The following is a 19,173-nucleotide window of genomic DNA, read 5'->3' as shown; positions in this document are numbered from 1 at the left end:
GGGACTGTGCTCGGGTCCACCAGGGAGTCGATAGCGTCGGCTCACAGTATCGTCGTGAAGATCGGGTCGTCTGCGCTCACCAGTTTGGTGGCGGGACTCGATACTCACCGACTCGATCTGTTGGCCGATGCCATCGAGGCTCGCATGCGTGCGGGTTCCGATGTCGTCGTCGTCTCGTCCGGTGCCGTCGGCGCCGGACTGGCGCCGCTGGGACTGACCAAGCGGCCTCGGGATCTCGCGACCAAGCAGGCTGCGGCCAGCGTCGGTCAGTTGGCTCTGGCTCACGCCTGGGGTACGTCGTTCGCCCGTTACGGGCGTACCGTCGGGCAGGTTCTACTCACGGCGGACGACATCGCTCGACGGACGCAGCACCGCAACGCCCAACGGACACTCGATCGTCTACGGGCATTGCACGCGGTGGCGATCGTGAACGAGAACGACACTGTCGCCACCACCGAACTTCGATTCGGTGACAACGATCGGCTGGCTGCACTGGTTGCTCATCTCGTCGGCGCCGACGCGTTGATCCTGTTGTCGGATGTGGACGGACTGTACGACGGTGATCCCCGAAAGGGCGATGCCACACTGATTCCCGAGGTAAACAGTCCCGAGGATCTCGACGGTGTGGTTGCCGGTTCGGGTGGCGCCCTCGGTACCGGAGGCATGGCGTCGAAGCTCTCAGCAGCACGCCTGGCCGCTGATTCCGGCGTGCCGGTTCTGCTCGCGGCGGCATCGGACGCTGCGCAGGCACTCAGTGGTGCCGATGTCGGAACGGCATTTGCGCCCCGGCCGACGCGATTGTCGGCCCGCCGATTCTGGGTTCGTCACGCCGCTGACACATCGGGTGACCTCCACCTCGACGAAGGCGCCGTTCGCGCGGTCGTGTCCAAGCGTCGAAGCCTGCTGTCCGCGGGCATTGTCGGTGTATCCGGTGACTTCCACGCCGGCGACGTCGTGTCCCTGATGGGGCCGGGGGAGAAGCCCGTCGCCCGGGGTGTCGTCGCATTCGACGCTACGGAGATCGAGGAGATCCTGGGGCGCTCCACCACCGATCTACCGGCCGACATGCAGCGTCCCGTGGTTCACGCGGACGACTTGGTGGCGCTGTAACTGTCGTGCTCGACCAGAGCGGAAAGTGCTTCAGCGCAACCGGCTTCGAGCTTGAGGTCGGCGAATTCGTCGCCGCGAGTCGTGCCACGATTGACGATGGCGATCGGCTTCCCGGTCTTGGCAGCATGCCGGACGAAACGTAGGCCGGACATCACGGTCAACGACGACCCGGCTACCAACAGTGCGTCGGATTGGTCGACAAGGCTGTACGCCCGGGCCACGCGTTCCTTGGGGACGGATTCGCCGAAGTAGACGATGTCTGGTTTGAGCAGCCCACCGCACACGGCGCAATCCACGACGCGAAAGTGTGCGGTGGATTCGATCACGGCATCTGCGTCGGGTGCGATCTCGACTCCTGTTGCAGCAGCGACCGTTTCGGCGAATCCGGGATTGGCTTCTTCCAGTCTCTCCGCGAGAGTGGTGCGGGAGATCAGCCGCTGGCAGCTCAGGCATCGAACCTGCGCGTAGGTGCCGTGGAGGTCGATGACGTTTCGCGCGCCGGCCTTGGTGTGCAGGAGGTCGACGTTCTGGGTGATCACGCCGACTGCTCGCCCAGTTCGCTCGAGTGCTGCGACGGCCCGGTGGCCCTGGTTGGGGCGGGAGCTGTCCATGTATCGCCACCCGATGTGGTTGCGCGCCCAGTAGTGTCGCCGAAACGCCGGATCGCCGATGAACTGCTGGAACGTCATCGGGTTGCGCGGGGGTGAATCGGGTCCGCGGTAATCCGGGATTCCGGAGTCGGTGGAGATGCCGGCGCCCGTGAGAACTGCCAGGCGACGGCCGGCCAGGAGCTCGGGAAGGGCGTCGAGGCGGCTGTTGTCGGTAGGCACCGTTCCAGGATAGGCGCGTATGCGAGACGAAGGCGCGGAGGAAGTCCGAAATGTTCAATAGAACACGTGTGCGATCGCCAATACTCGTACCCATGAACACAGTGAACCCAATCCCCGCCGGTTACCGCACGATCACTCCCTACCTTGCGGTGCCGGACGGCCATGCCGCACTCGACTACTACAAGCGAGCACTCGGAGCTGAGATTGTCGATGCGATGAACGCTCCTGACGGCTCCCTCATGCATGCGGAGATCCGGATCGGCGATTCGATGCTGCAGCTCTCGCAGGAGATGCCGGACTTCGGACTCAAATCACCACAGGGCGGCTGGGTGCATTCGTCGATCGTCGTCTACACCGAGGACACGGACGAGTTTGTCGCTCGGGCAGTCGCCGAGGGAGGCACGCTGGTCACGGCTGTGGCCGATACATTTTCGGGCGACCGGCATGGAGTGTTTCTCGATCCGTTCGGCCACAGGTGGGCAGTATGCACGAAGGTCGAGGATGTACCTGCCGAAGAGGTCGCTCGCCGGGCGCGGGCGCTTTTCTTTCCGGAGACGCAGTCGCCACAGTAATTTGTGGCAACCGTGGACCGAGCATTCGAGCTTCGGCGGCGTGCTCAGTATCCGGCTACGGGGTCCACGAGGGCAGCCAGCGCCTCACCCTTCGCGAAGCGGGTCACGTTCTTGGAGACGTGATCCGCGAACGCGGCGGGGCGAACGCCTGGCGGATTGGAATCGTGGGGTGTGATGATCGCATTCGTCAGATCCCACAGTGGGTGACCGTCCGGGAGGGGTTCGGGATCGGTGACGTCGAGACCGGCGCCGCCGATCTGTTCCGACTCGATGGCCTCGACCAGTGCGTCGGTGTCGACCAGTGATCCGCGCGCGACATTGATCACCCAGGAATGGGGTTGCATCGCCGCCAACTGCGCACGGCCCACGAGGTGACGGGTGGCCGGGGTGGCGGGCGCAGCAATCACGAAGTGATCTGCGCGAGAATAGATTTCATCCATCCTGGATGCGGGGTACGTCGAGATCGCCCCGGGGACCGGGCTACCGGAACGATTGACTGCGATGCTGTCCGCCCCCTGCGCGGCCAGCATCGGAATCAGCGCGCGGCCGATACCGCCTGCGCCGATGATCGCAACCGTCGAGCCACGAAGGGTGCCGATCTTGGGAAAGAACTCGAACTGACGCCACGTTCGAGCCTCGATGTGTGCAGGCAAGTGGCGAACTCCGGCCAAGAGAAGCATGAGTGCATGCTCGGCCACCGACGCCGAAAACGCACCGGCCGCCGAGGTCCACGTGATTTCTGTGTCCTTCGGAATCACACCGGAGTCGAACCAATCCTCGATTCCCGCCGACGGAAGCTGCACCCACCTGACCGACGCCGGTAACTCCGACGGAAAGGTCTCGGGTGAGCCCGCCCAGATCAGGGCGTCCGCAGTGTCGATCGGACTGATCAGACCACCGCCCCGAAGCACCGCGCTGTCGAGCAGTGCATCGGGGACGGGGCCGATCGCTACGCGTGGAGAGGTGTCAGTCGCCATGACTAGACGCTACGCGGGGACCTCCACCAGTGGGTAGACACCGTTCTCGTCGTGCACCTCACGCCCGGTGACCGGCGGATTGAACACGCACAGCATGCGCATCTGCGTGTCGGGCTCGACGCGATGACGCTCATGGCCGTTGAGCAGGTACATCGACCCCGGTGCGAGATCGTATTCCTTGTCGTTGTCGAGGTCGATCAGCTTGCCGGTGCCCTCGACGAGCCAGACAGCCTCGACGTGGTTGGCGTAATGGAACTCGTTGACCGAACCCGCCTTGATGGTGGTCTCGTGGAACGAGAACCCGACGCGGTCGCCGCCGAGGACGATGCGCTTGCTGCGCCAGTTGCCGTCCTCGCTCGTGATGTCGCGGTCGGTGTCGGTGATGTCGGTGGTGGTGCGAACGATCATGGGAGAGTCCTTCCTCTAGCTGCAGACCTTGAGTGTCGCCTCGGCCAGGATGGAGAGGCCGTGCTCGAGCTCGTCGTCGGTAATCGTCAGTGCGGGAAGCAGTTTCACAACCTGGTCGGAGGGCCCGGAGGTCTCGGCGAGCAATCCCTCGTCGAATGCCAGCTGGCAGACCTTTCCGGCGCGCTCCGGCTGGTCGAAGACCAGGCCCTGGACCAGGCCGCGTCCGCGGTGAGAGACCTCGCCGGGGAACTGATCGGAGAGATTGGCGAAGCATTCGCTGATGCGTGCGCCCTTCTTCAGCGTTGTCTTGGTCAGTGCGTCGTCGGACCAGTAGTGGTCGAGTGCCACCTTGGAGGTGACGAACGCCGGGTTGTTGCCACGGAAGGTGCCGTTGTGCTCGCCCGGTCCCCAGACGTCGAGTTCACGCTTGAACAGCGTGAGCGCCATGGGCATTCCGTAGCCGCTGATCGACTTGGACAGTGTGACGATGTCGGGAACGATTCCGGCCTCTTCGAAGGAGAAGAACGGGCCGGTACGGCCACAACCCATCTGCACGTCGTCGACGATCAACAGGATTCCGCGATCCGAGCACAGTGTTGCCAGCGCCCGAAGCCATTCGGGGCGAGCGACATTGACGCCACCTTCACCCTGCACGGTTTCGACGATCACTGCCGCGGGGCGGTTGATACCACTGCCGGAATCATCGAGAACGCGGGAGAACCACTGGAAGTCCTCGGTGACGCCGTCGAAGTAGTTGTCGAAGGGCATCGGTGTCGTGTGCACGAGGGGGACACCGGCGCCCGCGCGCTTCATCGAGTTACCGGTCACGGAGAGTGCACCAAGGGTCATTCCGTGAAATGCGTTGGTGAAGTTGATGACTGCCGAACGTCCGGTGACCTTGCGAGCCAGCTTCAATGCAGCCTCGACGGTGTTCGAGCCGGTCGGGCCGGGGAACTGGACCTTGTAGTCCAGGCCGCGTGGCTCGAGGATGTTGCGCTGAAAGGTCTCGAGGAATTCGCGTTTGGCGACAGTGGACATGTCGAGGCCGTGCGTGATGCCGTCGTTCATGATGTAGTCGACCAGTGCGGATTTGAGCACCGGGTTGTTGTGACCGTAGTTGAGTGCGCCGGCGCCGGCGAAGAAATCGAGGTAGTCGCGTCCGTTCTCGTCACGAATCCAGGATCCGGATGCGCTGGTGAACACTGCGGGCCAGTCACGGCAGTAGCTGCGAACCTCGGACTCGAGGGTTTCGAAAATGCTTGCTTCGTTGATATTCATATCTTCTTTGTTCCTCCGGGGCATGCTGTATGCCGAGCGCGAAGTGCGCTAGGCGCCGATCGTGTAAAGATCTTCGGCTTCGTGTCCATCGGGAAAATCGTTGGGCGAGAACAAAGTCTGCCTGGTTATCGGTACTTCGCGTCGGCGTGCGAGCGCGGTGAAGAGTGCGATCGAAGCCTCGTTGTCGGGGCTGATCGTCGTCTCCAGATGTGTAACACCCAGTGGGGCAGTGCGATCCATCAAGTCGGACAGCATGCGGGCAGCAATTGCCTTGCCGCGCTGGTCTTCGTCGACCGCCACTTGCCACACGAACAGGGTTTCCTGCGCGCTGGGACGGGTATAACCGGAAACGAATCCGACTACGCGGCCGTCTACCTCTGCGACGATGGACGTCGCGCTGAAATCCCTGCACCACAACAGGTATGCATAACTCGAATTGAGGTCGAGCACCTTCGAATCACGTGCGATCTCCCAGAGCCGGACTCCGTCATCGATCTGTGGGCTTCTGAACAACACCGCGTCCGGCGCGGTGGTCGGGATAGCTCTCGTATCAACAGGCTTCATCGGTCATCTGAACGTAACAATCATTGCTGTCGAAGTCATGCAGATGTCCGTTTCGGGCCGTGTGGAACCCGTTGCGCCCCAGGTGAGGACATGAATGTGATGGTGCTCACATTATGTAACTTTTGCCGTTGTCGGAGCGACTATTTCGGGCAAAAACTCGCTATTTCGGGCTCGCGAGCGCCAACGGAAGTACGGAGTGAGCACCAGCCTGTCGAAGTGCGCGTGCGGCCATCGTGAAAGTCCAACCGGTATCGGCGATTGCGTCGACAAGGAGTATTGGTCCCTGGTGGATACTCATGTCCGGGACTTCCCAAACATCGACCAGTCCGGACACGCGATAGGCGGAGTTCGCTGCCGACACCGGAGGGTGGTCGGGGCGCAAGCGAAGGGTGCCCAGGTCGGTCAATCGCCCGACCTCGGCCAGCTTGGCAGCCAGGCTCGACACCAGCAACGGATGCGTCGTGGATTCGAGGGCCATGACACCGGTGGGGCGCTCGGCCCAATTCCAGGCCGCCAAAACGCTGATACACGCGCTGACCACAGCATCGGGTACCTCTGCGTCGGGACCGTCGAAAAGTGCGCGGAGACGTTGGCCCCAGCCCAGGTCCGACATCCGTCCGAGAATGCGCCCGGTTTCCGGGCCCTCGGTGATCTTCCCGGACAGCTTGACGCCCAGCTTGCTCAGGCCGGTCGGCCACATCTTGCGCGGCTCCAGGTCGAATCCGGGGCGCTGCAAGCGCGCCCGAGTCTCGTCGAGGGCGGCGGTGTCGACAGTGGTGTCGTAGCGATCGCCCGTGCAGTTGTCACAGCGACCGCACTGTGAGTTCTTTGAGGTCAGGCCCGGATCGTCGAGTTGTTCACGCAGGAAGGTCATTCGACACGTCGTGATGCTCTGGTACTCGACCATTGCGGCCTGCTCGGCCTGGCGAGCGTCGTCGAGTCGGCCGTAGCGCTCGGCGTCGTACACCCAAGGTTCGCCGGTGCTGATCCAGCCGCCCTTGACGCGTTTGACGGCGCCGTCGACGTCGAGGACTTTGAGGACCATCTCGAGACGCGTTCGATTGAGCTCCACCAGAGGTTCGAGTGCCGGTGTCGACGTGGCCTTTTCGGTGTCGAGGTGCTCGATGACGCTGCGGACGAGATGCTCGCGGGGGAAGGCGACCGAGGCGAAGTAGCTCCAGATCTGCTTGTCCTCGGCGCCCGGCAGCAGGATCACGTCGGCCCTGTCGGTGGAACGACCGGCGCGGCCCACCTGCTGGTAGTACGAGATCGGCGACGACGGTGCGCCGAGGTGGACGACGAACCCGAGATCGGGCTTGTCGAAGCCCATCCCGAGGGCCGAGGTGGCCACCAGGGCCTTGACGCGATTGCCCAACAAGTCCTGCTCGAGGGATTCACGTTCGGTGGGATCGGTCTGGCCCGTGTAGGCGGCGACGGTATGCCCGCGTTCGGAGAGCAGGCTTGCGAGGTCGCGTGCGGCCGAGACCGTCAGCGTGTAGATGATGCCCGATCCCGGCAGCGTCTCGAGCATGTCGGCGAGCCAGGCAGCACGCGCCGTCGCCTCGGGAATGTGAACCACGGAAAGGTGAAGTGACTCGCGTTCCAGCCCGCCACGAAGTACGAGCGTCTCCTCGCCGCCGACGCCGAGTTGGGCGGACACGTCCTCGACGACGCGGTTGTTGGCCGTAGCCGTGGTCGCGAGGACGGGAATGCCTTCGCCGAGTTCGGCGATCAACGTCCTGATGCGCCGATAGTCGGGACGGAAGTCGTGTCCCCAGTCGGAAACACAGTGAGCCTCGTCGACCACTACCAAGCCGGCGTCAGCTGCCAGGGACGGAAGAACCTGATCGCGGAAGTCGGGGTTGTTGAGGCGCTCGGGGCTGACCAGCAGTACGTCGAGATCGTTGGCTGCGACGCGGGCGTGGATGTCGTCCCACTCGGTGACATTGCCCGAGTTGATGGTTGCGGCTCGCACCCCGGCACGCTCGGCAGAACTGACCTGGTTTCGCATCAGGGCCAACAACGGAGAGACGATGACCGTGGGGCCGTGGCCTGTTGCCCGGAGCAGCTTCGCCGAGATGAAGTAGACCGCCGACTTGCCCCAACCGGTCCGCTGCACGACAAGCGCGCGCTTGCGCTGCACCACCAGCGCCTCGATGGCCGTCCACTGGTCCTCCCGTAGGCGGGCATCCGGCCCCGCGAGTTCGCGGAGCAGCCGCTCGGCTTCGTCGCGCATGGCTGGGGCAGTGGCGGTGGTCATGGACCCCATGGTGCACGACCCTGCCGACATGTGCGGGCTTCAGGCCTTGGCAACAGGTTCCTGCAGTTCGGTGACCCAGCCGTCGACATCTTCCGGGCACGCCAGCGTCACCTCACGGCTGGGGCCGGCATTGCGGTATCCCGCTGCGTCGATCCATTGAGCCAACGCCTGATAAGCGGGCAGGCAGTTGTCCATCGAACCCTTGTGGAGCAGCGAGGCCACGTGCTCTTCGGCCCGCAGGTCCACCACAGCGAACTCGTAGTCGCCCTCGGGATCCGCGTCGACCGGTAGCGCCGCGTGCACGACGACGTTCTCGTCGTCACCGGAATCCTCGTAGTAGGCGACGGCGGGTCCGATCGCGGCGATACCGGCACGATCCAAACCGGTACAAAGGCGCTCGTACAACCCGCGAACCACCGGTCCGATCGACGACGGATCCATCGTCTTGGCGGTACCGGTCAACTCCGCGACCCGCAGCGCCGGAACGGACTTGATCACAACCTCGTATGCGGACATCTGTCCCTCACTTTCGATGATGCGTAGGCGCGCCTGTACGTGCGCCAGTCGCGCGGTGTCTTCCTGGATTCGGGTTTCGAGTTCTGCACGGCGAAGCGTGAGCATCCCGCGGATCTCGTCGACGGTGACCGCCGACTCCACCACTTGCTGGACCTGGGCCAGGGTCAGGCCCAACTCCTTGAGAGCGACGATGCGGTTGAGCAGCGCCAACTGGCCCGCGGTGTACGAGCGATACCCGGTGGATGCGTCAACCCTCGCGGGTCTGAGCAGACCGATGGCGTCGTAGTGGTGGAGCATGCGCACCGACACACGACCTGCTCTCGCGAAGTCTCCGATGCTCAACATGGTTGCTCGCCCCGTTTCTCTCTCACAAACCCGACACCTACAGGTTTACGACCTCACACGGTGTCAGAGTCAAGCCTGACGCTTCAGCACTTTCTCGATCGCAGCGCGAGTGGGTGATGACACCGAGGCACCGCGCACCGTCGTCGCCAGGCTTCCCGCCGTGGCAGCGAACTGCAGGGCGCGTTCCTGGTCCTGCACCCACTCCACCGCGAAGGCGCCGGTGAAGGCATCGCCTGCGCCGGTTGTATCCACGGGTGTCACGGCCGGGGAGTCGGCGTGGATTGTCTTCTCGCCCGACCTGAGATCCGCGCCGCCCGCCCCGAGCGTCGTGACGAGGTATCGGACGCGGCCGGTGGCCGCGGCCAACTGCTCCGACTCGGTCTGGTTGACGATCAGGATATCGACAGACTCGATCAGGGCGCCCGGAAGGGCTTGTACCGGCGAAGGATTGAGGATGACGGTTGTTCCGTTGGCATGCGCGTGCCGGGCCGCTGCGGTGACCGTGTCGAGGGGTATTTCGAGTTGGCACAGGAGAACGTCGGCGTGTGCGATCGCGTCGAGGTCTCCTTCGGACAACGAGGTGACCGAGGAATTGGCGCCCGGGACGACGATGATGTTGTTCTCCGCGTACTCGCTCACGGTGATGGCGGCAACGCCACTCGGGCCGTCGACACTACGAAGCAATGCGGTGTCGACGCCGGCGTCTTCAAGCGTGTCTCGCAACTGGGTACCGAAACCGTCGTCGCCGACCGCTCCGACGAACGACACATCGCCTCCTGCCTTCGCGGCGGCGATGGCCTGATTACTGCCTTTGCCTCCCGCGGTTGTGGCAAAGGCAGTGCCGAGCAGTGTTTCTCCCGGAGCAGGAAATCTGGACACTGAGGTGGCCAGGTCCATGTTGATACTGCCGACGACGACGATTCGAGGCGTGCTCATACCTCGAGGTTATCGGCCTTCATTCTCTTTCGACGAACCTTGCGGATGATCCGACGTGCCTCCTCGTCGGTGGCGACGGAAGGCGGGGAACCGTCGAGTGGCTTGCGTGCCGTCTCGGGGATGAGCAGTACCGCGATACCGCCGATCACTGCGGCGATCATCATGTACATCGGCGCGACCAGGTTGCTGCCCGTTGCACTTTCGAGGGCGGTGAGCACCAGGGGAGTGGTTCCGCCGAAGATGGAGACCGCGACGTTGTATCCGATTGCCAAGCCGCCGTACCTGATTCCGGTCGGGAACAGTGCGGGCAGCACGGACGGGAAGACTCCGACGAACAGCAGGAGCAATCCGCCGAGAATTGCGAGTCCCAAGAAGACCGTCACGTAATTGCCGACGCCGATCAACAGGTATGCGGGCAGGGAAAGGAGGAAGAATCCGATGAAACCGCTGAGCAACAATGGTTTACGCCCGACTCGGTCCGAGAACTTTCCGACGTAGCTGATTCCCATCATCATCACGATCATGACGATGATCATCAGGACGAGTCCGTGGGATTCGTCGTAACCCAACGTGTTGGTCAGGTACGTCGGCATGTAGCTGAGCAGGCCGTAGTGAGCGATGTTGTACGTCGCCACGAGAACGATGCACAGGACGAGCGGTCGCCAGTTGTCGACTAGAGTTTCGCGCAGTTTCTTGCCGGTGGATTCGTCTGCGAGGGAGCGCTCTTCGGCCTGCTCCATCATCTGGAACGCGGGGGTTTCTTCCAAGCGCAGGCGGAGGTACAGACCGATGAGACCCAGCGGTCCGGCAATGAGGAAGGGGATGCGCCAGCCCCACTGGAGGAGGTCCTCGGCGCTGACGACGGTCTGGATGATCGTGACGATGCCCGCTGCCGCCACATATCCTGCCAGGGTGCCGAATTCGAGGAAGCTGGCGAAGAAGCCGCGCCGCTTGTCCGGTGCGTATTCGGCGACAAACGTACTGGCCCCGCCGTATTCGCCGCCGGTGGAAAAGCCCTGCAGTAGGCGTAGGAGTACCAGCAGGATCGGGGCGGCGATACCGATGGATTCGTAGCTCGGGATGAGGCCGATGGCGAAGGTGCTGCCCGCCATCAGAATGATGGTGGTGGCCAGGACTTTCTTGCGTCCGATGCGGTCACCGAGTGGACCGAAGAACAATCCGCCGAGTGGGCGGACGATGAAGGCTGCCGCAAAAATTGCAAAGGTGGAGAGGAGTTGAGCGCTGCCGCTCGCGTCCGGGAAGAACACTTTTCCGATAGTGGTAGCTAGATATGCGTAAACGCCGAAATCGAACCACTCCATGGCATTTCCGAGCATCGTTGCCTTGACAGCGCGCTTGACGGACGCATTGTCGGTGACGCAGACATCGGGTGATTCGGCCACTTCGAGAGCGCTGATCGAGTTCTCTGGTGTAGTCATGACATGCGCTCCCCAGCGCAATCATCGAACCGAGCGGGGCACGTACCTGATGCACGCATCTTTTCGTTGCCCACTCGCCGATGAGCCGGTCGGGAAATCGAGCGTCCGCGTGCCCTGTGGCTCGTTGCGACCCCCGTCGCACGGCTCTGGCCCGCGGCAGTGTCCGGAGCCCACAGGGCTCCGGACTACCGGCAAGTAAGACGCTTACGCTATCAAAGTTGTGCGCGGGAGCCGATTTTCGGGCTAGAAGGCACGGGCGTACTGCGACGGGATATGCGGTCCTACCTCGGCGTTCAGTTCCCGGGCCGCCCGGCGCGCCCAGTAGGGATCACGCAGCAGCTCGCGGCCGAGGAGCACCGCCACGGCGCTACCGTCCTCGACGATCTTCTCGGCTTGTTCGGGTTCGGTGATGAGGCCCACGGCGGCGGCCGGTAGCAGGCTCTCGTTCTGCAGGCGACGGGCGAACGGAACCTGATATCCCGGTTCCACCGGAATCTGCGCCGCCGGTGAATTACCGCCGGTGGAGACGTCGACGAGATCGACTCCGTAGTCGGAGAGGATGTTGGCGAGGGCAACGGTCTGATCGGCGGTCCAGCTGTCGACCTCCAGTCCGCGCTCTTCCGTCAGCCAATCCGTCGCCGAGACCCGGACGAAGAGCGGCAACTCGGCCGGCCACACCTCGCGGACTGCGCTCAGGATTTCCAGGAGCAACCGAATGCGGTTCTCGAAGCTGCCGCCGTAGCGGTCCGTTCGCTTGTTGCTCTCGGGGGAGAGGAACTGATGGATCAGGTATCCGTGAGCCGCGTGAATTTCCACGACCTTGAATTCGGCCTTCAATGCACGGGTTGCCGCCGCTGCGAAGTCCGCGACGACCTTTTCGATGCCCTCGGTGGTGAGCTCGACCGGATCGGCGAGATGACCGAACGGAACCGCGCTGGGAGCCACTGTCTGCCAGGACAGACGGTCGTCGGCCGGCAGGCTCTTGCCTCCGCGCCACGGAACCTGCGTCGACGCTTTGCGTCCGGCGTGCGCCAGCTGAATTCCGGGCACTGCGCCGAAGTACGCGAGTTGCGCGTTGATCTCGGCGAAGGCTTGCGCCTGCGTGTCGTTCCAGATCCCCAGATCAGCTGCCGATATGCGGCCCTCGGGATTGACGGCCGTCGCCTCGGTGAGAATCAGGCCGGTGCCGCCGATCGCACGGCTCACCAAGTGCGTGCGATGCCACTCGTTGGGCACTCCGACCTGGTCGCCGATGACGTCAGCCGAGTACTGGCACATCGGTGCCATCCAGACGCGGTTCGGAATGGTGACGCCGCGCAGGGTCAATGGCTCGAACAACACACTCACGGATGGCTCCTGACTCGAAGAAGAAGGTCGGTGGGTGCAACAGTGCCTCGCGCCGGAATTGTTCCCCGGCGGTCCGTCGAAATGTTTTCGGACGGTCCGTCGGAACGTTCCCCGGCGGTCCGCCGCAATGTTGTCCGGTGGTCACAGCCTTGTTCCGCCGAGCAGGCCGCCACGGTGGGTGGTTAATGTGTATTCATGACCGCTGTGACATCCAACGCAGAAACCGTCGACTCGAATGCGTCCGACACCAAGGCCGTCGTGCACGACGCCGCACGCCGAGCCCGTAAGGCTTCGCGCGTCCTGGCTCTGCTGACCACCGCGCAGAAGGACGCTGCGCTCCACGGCGCAGCCGACGCCGTACTCGCGGCCAGTGATCGGATTCTCGCGGCCAACGCTCTCGATATCGACACTGCGAAGGCCGGTGGCACCGAGGAATCATTGCTCGACCGCCTTCGGCTGACTGCTGACCGGATCGAGGGCATCGCTTCGGGTCTGCGTCAGGTTGCCGGGCTACCCGATCCGATCGGTGAGGTGCTTCGTGGTTCCACTCTGCCGAACGGCTTGGAGCTACGCCAGCAGCGCGTTCCGCTCGGTGTCGTCGGCATGGTCTACGAGGCTCGCCCCAATGTTACCGTCGACGCTTTCGGGCTGACTCTCAAGTCGGGAAATGCTGCGCTGCTTCGTGGTTCGTCTTCGGCGGTCAAGTCCAACGAAGCGTTGGTGGAGGCGCTGCGCGCGTCGTTGGTTGCTCAGGGGCTTCCCGAGGACTCCGTTCAACTTCTGCCGAGTGCGGATCGGTCGACGGTCACGCACCTCATCCAGGCCCGCGGGCTCGTCGATGTAGTCATCCCGCGCGGCGGTGCCGGCTTGATCAGCGCAGTTGTGCGTGATGCCACCGTGCCCACCATCGAGACCGGTGTCGGTAACTGCCACGTCTACGTTCACTCGGCCGCCGATCTCCTGATGGCCGAGAAGATTCTGCTCAACTCCAAGACCCGTCGGCCCAGCGTCTGCAATACAGCCGAAACCGTGCTGGTCGACGCTGCGATCGCCGAGACCGCCGTGCCGAAGCTGCTGCAAGCGCTCCAGATGCACGACGTTGTAGTGCACGGTGATCTGCCGGGACTGGTCCCCGCCACCGAGGACGACTGGTCGAAGGAATACCTCACCCTCGACGTCGCTCTCAAAGTCGTCAAGGACTTGGACGCTGCCGTCGAGCACATCGACCAGTACGGAACGGGCCACACCGAAGCCATCGTGACGTCCGATCTCTCGGCTGCCCGCGAGTTCACCGCTCGCGTCGACGCCGCCGCAGTGATGGTCAACGCGTCGACTGCATTCACCGACGGTGAGCAGTTCGGATTCGGCGCCGAGATCGGCATCTCCACCCAGAAACTGCACGCGCGTGGCCCCATGGGGCTGCCGGAACTGACGTCCACGAAGTGGATCGTCTGGGGCGACGGGCACACCCGACCCGCCTGAAAAGTTCACCAGACTTGCCCCACCCTTTTTAGGAGTTAACCGTGGACCGAGCTCTCCCCGATACAACACCGTTCTTCTCGAGCGTCGACGACGTGATCGAGCGTTTGGCCGAGACGGGTTACCTGTCCGACAAGGGCACTGCAACGGCAGTGTTCCTTGCCGACCGACTGGGCAAGCCCCTGCTCATCGAGGGACCGGCCGGTGTCGGTAAGACCGAGTTGGCGCGCGCGGTAGCCCAGACGACAGGCGCCGAGCTGGTACGTCTGCAGTGCTACGAAGGCGTCGACGAGGCTCGTGCGCTCTACGAGTGGAACCACGCGAAGCAGATCTTGCGGATCCAGTCGGGCGGGGCGAGCGGAGCGAGGGGTGATGTCGCGGTCGACCACAGCTGGGATTCGACGAAGGCGGACGTGTTCTCCGAGGAGTTCCTGCTCGCACGTCCACTGCTCAAGGCCATTCGCCGCGAGGACCCGACGGTGCTGCTGATCGACGAGACGGACAAGGCCGACGTCGAGATCGAGGGTCTGCTCCTCGAAGTGCTCAGCGACTTCGCGGTCACGATCCCCGAACTCGGAACCATTACCGCCACCCGCAAGCCGTTCACGGTGTTGACCTCGAATGCCACTCGTGAACTCTCGGAGGCTCTGAAGCGTCGTTGCCTCTTCCTGCATCTCGACTTCCCGGATGCCGACCTCGAGCGTCGCATCCTCGCAAGCCGTGTGCCGGAGCTTCCTGAAGCGATTGCCGAGCAGCTGGTCAACACCATTCGTGTTCTTCGCGGAATGCAGCTCAAGAAGGTCCCTTCGGTGTCGGAGACCATCGACTGGGGCCGCACACTCCTGGCTCTGGGCATGGACACTCTCGACGACGATGCCGTTCGCGCCACGCTCGGCGTGATCCTCAAGCACCAGTCGGACCAGGTGCGTGCCGCCGCTGAACTTCGGCTGAACTGAGGTCTGACATGGCTCCCGCAGGATCGACGTCGCCGCTCTCACCTGGCGGCCTGGCAGCGCCGCACGGGATTCCCGGTCACCTCGTCGATTTTGTCGAGGCGCTGCGACGACGCGGAATCATGGTCGGCCCGTCCGAGACCGTCGACGCCGGTCAGGTCATGTCGGTACTCGATCTGCTCGATCGTGAGGCACTTCGTGAAGGGCTGGCGTGCTCGCTCCTGCGCAGGCCGACCCACCGGGCCACGTTCGACGCCGTCTTCGACCTGTGGTTCCCCAAAGCGATCGGTGACCGGGCGGTCGGAGACGTCGACGTCACACTGCCGCGCAAGCCAGACGGCTCGATCGATCTGCAGGCCTTGCGTGAGCTGATCGCCGAATTGCTGACTGACGGCAGCGACGAGGCGATGGAGTTGACCGAACTTCTCACCGCCGCAATGGTCGAGGAACTCGGGCAATACCAGTCGAGCAACGGCCCGTCGTTCTCCGCCTACCAGGCACTGCGCGACGTCGCCCCGGAGACTTTGCTCAACAAGATCCTGCAGGGCCTGCTCGGCAACCAGGAAGGTTCCGGGTCAGAGGGCAAGGACAACTCCGACTACCAGTCCGAGGTCGCCAAGCGCACGGCAGCACAGCGCATCGCGGACTTCCGCAAGATGGTCGAGAAGGAAACGCGTCGACGCACAGCCGAGAATCTGGGCAAGGAACGGGTCGCCACGTACGGCGTTCCGAAACTCGCCGAGGAAGTCGACTTCCTGCGAGCGTCCGATGCCGAACTCACCACGCTGAAGAAGAACGTCGCACCCCTGGCTCGCTTGTTGGCCAGCCGTCTCGCCGTGCGTCGTAGCCGCTCCCGCGCGGGTTCGATCGACCTGCGTCGCACCTTGCGCAAGTCCATGTCGACGGGTGGAGTGCCGATCGATCTGGTGCAGCGCAAGCCGAAGCGAGCACGACCGGAACTTGTGGTGATGTGCGACGTATCCGGCTCGGTGGCGGGGTTCAGCCACTTCACCCTGCTGCTCGTGAACGCCTTGCGCGAGCAGTTCTCGCGCGTGCGGGTGTTCGCGTTCATCGACACGACCGACGAGGTCACGCGGTTCTTCGACTCGAACGCAGACCTCGGGTCCGCGATGTCACGGATGGTGCGTGAAGCCGAACTGATCACCTACGACGGCCACTCCGACTACGGGCACGCCTTCGGGGTCTTCCAGGAGAAGTTCGCGCAGTCGATCACCAGTCGCACGTCGCTGCTGGTACTCGGCGACGGTCGCAACAACTACCGTGATCCCAACCTCCAGTCGCTGTCGCAGATGGTTGCGGTTGCCAAGCACGCACACTGGCTCAACCCTGAGCCGAAGGGGCAATGGGGAACGGGTGACTCCGCGGCGAAGGTGTACAACGAGGTCATCAGCATGCACGAGTGCCGCTCGGCCCAGCAGCTTGCCGACGTCGTGTCCCGTCTGCTGCCGGTCTGACCCGTAAGCTCGACACTCGTGCAGAAGGGACTATCGGTGGAACGTGCTCGACGCCTCGGAGTGATGGGTGGCACCTTCGACCCCATTCACCATGGCCACCTCGTTGCGGCCAGTGAGGTCGCCGACCGGTTCGGACTCGACGAAGTGATCTTCGTCCCCACCGGGCGGCCCTGGCAGAAGCAGGGGAGGGGCGTCAGTCCTGCCGAGGATCGGTACCTCATGACGGTCATCGCCACCGCCTCCAACCCGCGGTTTTCCGTCTCTCGGGTCGACGTCGACCGTGAAAAAGTGACGTACACCGTGGACACATTGCGAGACCTCCGGGCCTACCATCCCGACGCCGAACTCTTCTTCATCACCGGTGCCGATGCGCTGGCCAGCATCCTTTCCTGGCAAGATTGGGAAGAGTTGTTCGCATTGGCGAAGTTCGTCGGGGTATCGCGACCGGGCTTCGATCTCAATGCAGAGCACCTGGCCGGTCACCTCGACACCATGCCCGCCGACGCGGTCACGTTGATAGAGATTCCGGCACTTGCCATTTCGTCGACCGAATGTCGGCGTCGGGCAAGTGAAGACCGCCCTGTCTGGTACCTGGTGCCGGATGGAGTGGTGCAGTACATCTCGAAGCGGAACCTGTATCGACCTGTCGACGCGGAGCGCCGCGACGGAGCTACAACGATGTCGGAGCCCGCACCGGGGAAGTCGGAAGCCGTCCCGGGCGCCGAATCGAGCTAGCCGAGAACAACAAGTACTTTCTGAAGACGAAACTGGAGAACATCGAGTGAGTGCAAACACCGAAGCCATCGACATGGCACGCATCGCGGCCTTGGCAGCCGACGAGAAGCTGGCCACCGAAGTGGTGGTGCTCGATGTGTCCGAACAGCTGGTCATCACGGACTGCTTCGTGATCGCGTCCGCGACCAACGAGCGTCAGGTCAACTCGATCGTCGAGAACATCGAGGATCGCCTCCGCGAAGCCGGACACAAGCCTGTCCGTCGTGAAGGCACCCGCGAGGGCCGCTGGGCACTGCTCGACTACGCCGACATCGTCGTCCACGTCCAGCACGACGAGGAGCGCAACTTCTACGCTCTCGATCGCCTGTGGAAGGACTGCCCGACGGTCGAGGTCGAAGGTCTCGGACAGAACCGTCTCGGCCCCGCCGACGCCAACACGGTGTTCGAGACCGACACGGTTTCCGAGCCGGACGCGCAGGATCCCTCGCTGTGACTTCATCGGCGCCCAGTGCGGCGTCGAACCCTGTCCGCCGGCTCATCCTGCTGCGTCACGGACAGACCGAATACAACGCCGACTCTCGGATGCAGGGGCAACTCGACACCGACCTGTCGGAGTTGGGACGCACGCAGGCCAAGAGTGCAGGTCCGGTGATCGCCGATCGCAGACCGTTGACGATCGTGTCCTCGGATCTGCGTCGGGCGTACTTCACGGCCGTCGCTGTCGGTGATGCCGCCGGACTTCCGGTCCTCACCGACACGCGTCTGCGTGAGACACACCTGGGCGAGTGGCAAGGCCTGACGCATCACGACGTCGACGAGCGTACTCCCGGTGTGCGATCTGCCTGGCGGGCAGATGCCACGTTGGCGCCGCCCGGCGGTGAAAGCCGAATCGACGTCGCAAATCGCAGCCTTCCGGTAGTTCACGAGCTACTCGAGACGCACCCGGACTGGGCCGAGAGGCCCGTGGTTCTGGTGGCGCACGGAGGCTTGATCGCGGCACTGACAGCGGCATTGCTCGACCTGCCCATCGACCGCTGGGCCGTCCTCGGCGGATTGGGAAACACCAGTTGGGTGCAACTCAGCGGACATGGTGACGTCAAGTCGATCGAGTGGCGACTCGACGTATGGAATGCTTCTGCGAGTGTCGCAAATGACGTCCTCTGAAAGTGCTGACGGGCAGCGCCCCGTCCTCCTCGTGCTCGCGGATTCGCTGTCGTATTTCGGCCCCAAAGGCGGCCTCGCGGCAGATCATCCACGCATCTGGCCCAACATCGTGGCCGACGAACTCGACTGGGATGTCGAGTTGGTCGCCCGTATCGGCTGGACGTGCCGCGACGCGTGGTGGGCACTGACTCAGGATCCTCGCGTGTGGGCGGCGGTGCCGCGGGCCGGTGCCGTCGTGTTCGCAGTCGGCGGTATGGACTCGCTGCCGTCCCCATTGCCTACCGCGCTCCGCGAGACGATCCGCTATGTTCGTCCTCCGGCGCTTCGACGCGTGGTGCGCGAGGGTTATCAGTGGCTGCAGCCGAGGCTTGCACCGCTGGGCCGCCCGGTCGCGCTTCCGCCCAAGCTGAGCGTCGAGTATCTGGAAAGCTCGCGAAATGCGTTGGAGTACATGCGGCCGGAACTACCGATGATCGCGACTCTGCCATCCGTGCACCGCAGCGATGCCTACGCAAGCGTGCATGCCGGCCGGCCGGCCGCCGTGTCCGCGATCACCGAGTGGGCTACGAAGAAAGACGTTCCCGTGGTCGACCTCGCGGATGCAGTGCGCGACAACGTCTTTTCCGAGAACGGTAATCCTGATGGCATTCACTGGGGTTGGGACGGTCACGTCGGCGTAGCCCGCGCGATGATCGCTGCGATTCGCGGGGTCGAGGCGCAGACAGTGGTTTCGCCGGAACTTGTCTCACCGCAACTCGTCTCACCACCGAGCGAAGTCGGGTAGC

General features: G+C 63.7%; 19 protein-coding genes. 9 read left to right on the top strand and 10 right to left on the bottom strand.

All coding sequences use genetic code 11. The features are described from left to right. Positions 1 to 6 precede the first annotated feature (6 nt). Positions 7 to 1,110: a glutamate 5-kinase gene (gene proB, locus ACFQ6Y_RS22685; protein ID WP_378637398.1), complete on the top strand. Its 1,104-nt coding sequence runs from the start codon at positions 7 to 9 to the stop codon at positions 1,108 to 1,110. Here proB and ACFQ6Y_RS22680 read toward each other — a convergent pair. After that, entirely contained in the window at positions 1,083 to 1,940 is an 858-nt protein-coding gene (locus ACFQ6Y_RS22680; protein WP_378546729.1) for an NAD-dependent protein deacetylase, read from the bottom strand. The two genes, proB and ACFQ6Y_RS22680, sit on opposite strands and share 28 nt — an antisense overlap. Before the next feature lie 50 nt (positions 1,941 to 1,990). On the opposite strand from ACFQ6Y_RS22680, the gene ACFQ6Y_RS22675 reads away from it, so the two are divergent. Then, complete coding sequence (locus ACFQ6Y_RS22675; RefSeq protein WP_378637395.1) at positions 1,991 to 2,512, top strand: VOC family protein; 522 nt, start codon at positions 1,991 to 1,993, stop codon at positions 2,510 to 2,512. A 44-nt stretch (positions 2,513 to 2,556) separates the two neighbouring features. Here the strand turns inward: ACFQ6Y_RS22675 and ACFQ6Y_RS22670 are convergent, their stop codons facing one another. From ACFQ6Y_RS22670 to ACFQ6Y_RS22630, 9 genes are all read right to left on the bottom strand, one after another. Beyond that, positions 2,557 to 3,489 carry a D-isomer specific 2-hydroxyacid dehydrogenase family protein gene (locus ACFQ6Y_RS22670; RefSeq protein ID WP_007731007.1) on the bottom strand — a complete coding sequence of 311 codons (933 nt, stop codon included), beginning with the start codon at positions 3,487 to 3,489 and terminating at the stop codon, positions 2,557 to 2,559. A gap of 9 nt (positions 3,490 to 3,498) precedes the next feature. Beyond that, the gene (locus ACFQ6Y_RS22665) at positions 3,499 to 3,897 is read right to left on the bottom strand and encodes an ectoine synthase (protein WP_378637392.1); all 399 of its coding nucleotides are present in this window, start codon (positions 3,895 to 3,897) and stop codon (positions 3,499 to 3,501) included. 15 nt (positions 3,898 to 3,912) lie between these two features. Further along, positions 3,913 to 5,175, bottom strand: coding sequence for a diaminobutyrate--2-oxoglutarate transaminase (gene ectB, locus ACFQ6Y_RS22660; RefSeq protein WP_378538076.1), 1,263 nt, complete (start codon positions 5,173 to 5,175; stop codon positions 3,913 to 3,915). A gap of 48 nt (positions 5,176 to 5,223) precedes the next feature. After that, positions 5,224 to 5,739, bottom strand: coding sequence for a diaminobutyrate acetyltransferase (gene ectA, locus ACFQ6Y_RS22655; RefSeq protein WP_003944572.1), 516 nt, complete (start codon positions 5,737 to 5,739; stop codon positions 5,224 to 5,226). A 160-nt stretch (positions 5,740 to 5,899) separates the two neighbouring features. Beyond that, entirely contained in the window at positions 5,900 to 7,999 is a 2,100-nt protein-coding gene (locus ACFQ6Y_RS22650; RefSeq protein WP_378637389.1) for a RecQ family ATP-dependent DNA helicase, read from the bottom strand. 39 nt (positions 8,000 to 8,038) lie between these two features. Continuing rightward, positions 8,039 to 8,860, bottom strand: a complete 822-nt coding sequence (locus ACFQ6Y_RS22645) for a MerR family transcriptional regulator (protein WP_378637386.1) — start codon at positions 8,858 to 8,860, stop codon at positions 8,039 to 8,041. A gap of 69 nt (positions 8,861 to 8,929) precedes the next feature. Next, on the bottom strand, positions 8,930 to 9,796 hold the full coding sequence (locus tag ACFQ6Y_RS22640) for a ribokinase (RefSeq protein ID WP_378637383.1): 867 nt from the start codon (positions 9,794 to 9,796) through the stop codon (positions 8,930 to 8,932). Beyond that, complete coding sequence (locus ACFQ6Y_RS22635; RefSeq protein ID WP_378637379.1) at positions 9,793 to 11,235, bottom strand: MFS transporter; 1,443 nt, start codon at positions 11,233 to 11,235, stop codon at positions 9,793 to 9,795. Before ACFQ6Y_RS22635 ends, ACFQ6Y_RS22640 begins: the two co-directional genes overlap by 4 nt. A 243-nt stretch (positions 11,236 to 11,478) precedes the next feature. Then, a complete protein-coding gene (locus ACFQ6Y_RS22630; RefSeq protein ID WP_378637376.1) occupies positions 11,479 to 12,582 on the bottom strand; it encodes an NADH:flavin oxidoreductase/NADH oxidase in 1,104 nt (367 codons plus the stop codon). Between the two features lie 195 nt (positions 12,583 to 12,777). Here ACFQ6Y_RS22630 and ACFQ6Y_RS22625 point away from each other — a divergent pair, with 195 nt between their 5' ends. From ACFQ6Y_RS22625 to octT, 7 genes are read left to right on the top strand one after another with little or no spacing between them, the layout of a single operon-like run. Beyond that, positions 12,778 to 14,064: a glutamate-5-semialdehyde dehydrogenase gene (locus ACFQ6Y_RS22625; protein WP_378447869.1), complete on the top strand. Its 1,287-nt coding sequence runs from the start codon at positions 12,778 to 12,780 to the stop codon at positions 14,062 to 14,064. A gap of 41 nt (positions 14,065 to 14,105) precedes the next feature. Then, entirely contained in the window at positions 14,106 to 15,017 is a 912-nt protein-coding gene (locus tag ACFQ6Y_RS22620) for a MoxR family ATPase (RefSeq protein ID WP_019749056.1), read from the top strand. An 8-nt stretch (positions 15,018 to 15,025) separates the two neighbouring features. Beyond that, positions 15,026 to 16,489 carry a VWA domain-containing protein gene (locus ACFQ6Y_RS22615; RefSeq protein WP_378637371.1) on the top strand — a complete coding sequence of 488 codons (1,464 nt, stop codon included), beginning with the start codon at positions 15,026 to 15,028 and terminating at the stop codon, positions 16,487 to 16,489. A gap of 18 nt (positions 16,490 to 16,507) precedes the next feature. After that, complete coding sequence (nadD, locus tag ACFQ6Y_RS22610) at positions 16,508 to 17,224, top strand: nicotinate-nucleotide adenylyltransferase (protein WP_080657183.1); 717 nt, start codon at positions 16,508 to 16,510, stop codon at positions 17,222 to 17,224. 46 nt (positions 17,225 to 17,270) lie between these two features. Next, positions 17,271 to 17,717, top strand: coding sequence for a ribosome silencing factor (rsfS, locus tag ACFQ6Y_RS22605; RefSeq protein ID WP_378637368.1), 447 nt, complete (start codon positions 17,271 to 17,273; stop codon positions 17,715 to 17,717). Then, positions 17,714 to 18,388 (top strand): histidine phosphatase family protein, encoded by a 675-nt coding sequence (locus ACFQ6Y_RS22600; RefSeq protein ID WP_378504694.1) that lies wholly within the window; start codon positions 17,714 to 17,716, stop codon positions 18,386 to 18,388. The genes rsfS and ACFQ6Y_RS22600 overlap by 4 nt, the downstream gene beginning before the upstream one ends. Further along, positions 18,375 to 19,172: a diglucosylglycerate octanoyltransferase gene (gene octT / locus ACFQ6Y_RS22595; RefSeq protein ID WP_378538099.1), complete on the top strand. Its 798-nt coding sequence runs from the start codon at positions 18,375 to 18,377 to the stop codon at positions 19,170 to 19,172. The genes ACFQ6Y_RS22600 and octT overlap by 14 nt, the downstream gene beginning before the upstream one ends. Position 19,173: the final 1 nt, after the last annotated feature.

The sequence above is a fragment of the Rhodococcus sp. NPDC056516 genome, assembly GCF_042794655.1.
GTDB lineage: Bacteria > Actinomycetota > Actinomycetes > Mycobacteriales > Mycobacteriaceae > Rhodococcus_F.
The sequence above is the reverse complement of the archived record's forward strand: the minus strand, read 5'-3'. Positions and strand labels throughout refer to the sequence as shown.

Excerpts from the sequence above, each read along its gene's own strand:
- ACFQ6Y_RS22675 (WP_378637395.1), top strand. The coding sequence starts at position 1,991 with ATGTTCAATAGAACACGTGTGCGATCGCCAATACTCGTACCCATGAAC.
- ACFQ6Y_RS22670 (WP_007731007.1), bottom strand. The coding sequence starts at position 3,489 with ATGGCGACTGACACCTCTCCACGCGTAGCGATCGGCCCCGTCCCCGAT.
- ACFQ6Y_RS22665 (WP_378637392.1), bottom strand. The coding sequence starts at position 3,897 with ATGATCGTTCGCACCACCACCGACATCACCGACACCGACCGCGACATC.
- ectB (WP_378538076.1), bottom strand. The coding sequence starts at position 5,175 with ATGAATATCAACGAAGCAAGCATTTTCGAAACCCTCGAGTCCGAGGTT.
- ectA (WP_003944572.1), bottom strand. The coding sequence starts at position 5,739 with ATGAAGCCTGTTGATACGAGAGCTATCCCGACCACCGCGCCGGACGCG.
- ACFQ6Y_RS22650 (WP_378637389.1), bottom strand. The coding sequence starts at position 7,999 with ATGACCACCGCCACTGCCCCAGCCATGCGCGACGAAGCCGAGCGGCTG.
- ACFQ6Y_RS22645 (WP_378637386.1), bottom strand. The coding sequence starts at position 8,860 with ATGTTGAGCATCGGAGACTTCGCGAGAGCAGGTCGTGTGTCGGTGCGC.
- ACFQ6Y_RS22640 (WP_378637383.1), bottom strand. The coding sequence starts at position 9,796 with ATGAGCACGCCTCGAATCGTCGTCGTCGGCAGTATCAACATGGACCTG.
- ACFQ6Y_RS22635 (WP_378637379.1), bottom strand. The coding sequence starts at position 11,235 with ATGACTACACCAGAGAACTCGATCAGCGCTCTCGAAGTGGCCGAATCA.
- ACFQ6Y_RS22625 (WP_378447869.1), top strand. The coding sequence starts at position 12,778 with ATGACCGCTGTGACATCCAACGCAGAAACCGTCGACTCGAATGCGTCC.
- ACFQ6Y_RS22615 (WP_378637371.1), top strand. The coding sequence starts at position 15,026 with ATGGCTCCCGCAGGATCGACGTCGCCGCTCTCACCTGGCGGCCTGGCA.
- octT (WP_378538099.1), top strand. The coding sequence starts at position 18,375 with ATGACGTCCTCTGAAAGTGCTGACGGGCAGCGCCCCGTCCTCCTCGTG.